This is a genomic window from Cellvibrio sp., from assembly GCF_053579595.1.
In genome coordinates this window covers 1-1641 of the sequence record NZ_JBRFPI010000577.1, presented here as the reverse complement: position 1 = coordinate 1641, position 1641 = coordinate 1, and the positions used below count along the sequence as shown (strand labels likewise).

Sequence of the window (1641 nt, the reverse complement as noted above, 5' to 3'; positions counted from 1 at the left end):
TCTAAATTATCGACGGCGATATGGATATGAAAACGTTTCATCGTGTTGTCTCCTTGGTTAAATGCGTAGTGGTCAATGTCAGGTTATTTTTTCATCACAGCAAACTTCGGTTGAGCTGCAAGGTATACCGGCGCAGCAGTTCTGAGTGAGGTAACCCAATAGCGCATTCATGGTTGCGAAATTCGCCGAATAATAAATAAAGCGGCTTTCCTGCCGGGAAATCACCAGCTCTGCATGCGCCAATTCTTTCAAATGAAAAGACAGCGTTGCATTTGGGATGCTTAATGACTTGGCAAGCTGACCTGCAGGAACTCCCGATTCCCCAGCCTGAACCAGCACCCGGAATATCGTTAGACGGGTTTCGTGAGCAAGGGCAGCCAGTGCTTTAATCGCAATATTCATTTCCATATTATTAGTTTATTGGAAATAAATATTCTGATCAATCTGATTAGAGATTTTTCCACTACTGTTTGTGATAGAACTTCATCTGAAGAACGATCAAGACGATATCTGGACGAGAGCAACGAATAATCATTCGCGGTCGAAAAAACATAATGCAAAATATCGTGCCGATTTGATTGTTAAAGCGGCTAAATGGGGTCGTCTCAGAAAACGGATTGCAAAGTACGCTAAGCTGGTTGCAGTGGTCGTAGCGGCCTGAACTTGCCCGCGCTGATCTTGGCGCTGTTGCGCCAGAGGTAATCGCCGGTCAGGTTGATGTGCTCCCAGCCCAGCGGCGACAGGTACTGCAACAGCGCATCATCGACGGCATAACCATTGCCACGCAGTCTAAGTGCTGCACGCTCCAGATAGACCGTGTTCCACAGCACGATGGCCGCCGTTACCAGGTTGAGGCCGCTGGCCCGGTAACGTTGCTGCTCAAAGCTACAGTCGCGGATTTCGCCCAAGCGGTTGAAGAACACGGCACGAGCCAGCGCGTTGCGTGCTTCGCCCTTGTTCAGACCGGCATGCACGCGGCGACGCAGTTCCACGCTTTGTAGCCAGTCCAGAATGAAGAGCGTGCGCTCGATGCGGCCCAGCTCGCGCAGTGCAATTGCCAAGCCATTCTGACGCGGGTAGCTGCCGAGCTTGCGCAGCATCAAGGAAGCAGTCACCGTGCCTTGCTTGATCGAGATAGCCAGTCGCAGGATTTCATCCCAGTGGGCGCGGACATGCTTGGTGTTGAGCGTACCGCCGATCATCGGTTTCAGCGCCGAATAGGTAGCATCGACCTTCGGGATGTAGAGCTTTGTGTCGCCGAGGTCGCGGATGCGCGGCGCGAAACGAAAGCCGAGTAGATGCATGAGAGCGAAGACGTGATCGGTGAAGCCTGCCGTGTCAGTGTAGTGTTCCTCGATACGTAGGTCGGACTCGTGGTACAGCAAGCCGTCGAGCACGTAGGTCGAGTCGCGCACGCCAACGTTCACCACTTTGGTGTGGAATGGCGTGTACTGGTCGGAGATGTGGGTGTAGAAAGTCCGCCCTGGACTGCTGCCATACTTTGGGTTGATGTGACCTGTGCTTTCGGCTTTGCTGCCGGTTCTGAAATTCTGACCGTCGGACGATGACGTGGTGCCGTCGCCCCACTGCTCAGCAAAGGGATGCCGGAACTGCGTATTAACGAGATCGGCCAGCGCCGTC

At 53.1% G+C, this 1641-nt stretch carries 2 protein-coding genes; both read right to left on the bottom strand.

All coding sequences use genetic code 11. From position 1 onward, the window contains the following. Positions 1–78 precede the first annotated feature (78 nt). Positions 79–408: an ArsR/SmtB family transcription factor gene (locus ACWA6V_RS21305; protein ID WP_449524357.1), complete on the bottom strand. Its 330-nt coding sequence runs from the start codon at positions 406–408 to the stop codon at positions 79–81. A gap of 221 nt (positions 409–629) precedes the next feature. Further along, positions 630–1641: Tn3 family transposase (locus ACWA6V_RS21300; protein ID WP_449524356.1), on the bottom strand; the 1012-nt coding region annotated here is incomplete at its 5' end.

Coding starts and splice junctions, on each gene's coding strand:
- ACWA6V_RS21305 (WP_449524357.1), bottom strand. CDS start 408: ATGGAAATGAATATTGCGATTAAAGCACTGGCTGCCCTTGCTCACGAA.